This is a genomic window from Pseudomonas sp. SIMBA_067, assembly GCF_046534675.1.
Lineage (GTDB): Bacteria > Pseudomonadota > Gammaproteobacteria > Pseudomonadales > Pseudomonadaceae > Aquipseudomonas > Aquipseudomonas putida.
This window is the reverse complement of the sequence record NZ_JAWRYH010000608.1, coordinates 1-264: the sequence shown is the minus strand read 5'-3', so window position 1 is coordinate 264 and position 264 is coordinate 1. Positions and strand designations below refer to the sequence as shown.

Genomic DNA, 264 nt, shown 5'->3' with positions numbered 1-264 from the left:
GATTTGTTGTTTTACCTGCAAGCTCACCTGATCCTCGTTCTTGTCTCCATGCTGGCCGCCCTCGTTGTGGGCATCCCCGCCGGTATCCTGCTCAGCCGACCGAACATGGTCGGGCGCGCAGAACGCTTCATGCAGATATTCAACATCGGCAACACCGTCCCTCCCCTGGCCGTACTGGCCATCGCCCTCGGCGTCCTCGGCATTGGCAGCGGCCCGGCCATCTTCGCGTTGTTCCTGGCCTCCCTCCTGCCCATCGTGCGCAAC

General features: G+C 62.5%; 1 pseudogene. It reads left to right on the top strand.

Features of this window, described 5'->3' with window-relative positions:
- Window positions 1-264, top strand: a pseudogene (locus tag SB765_RS30535) (ABC transporter permease); the annotation flags it as partial.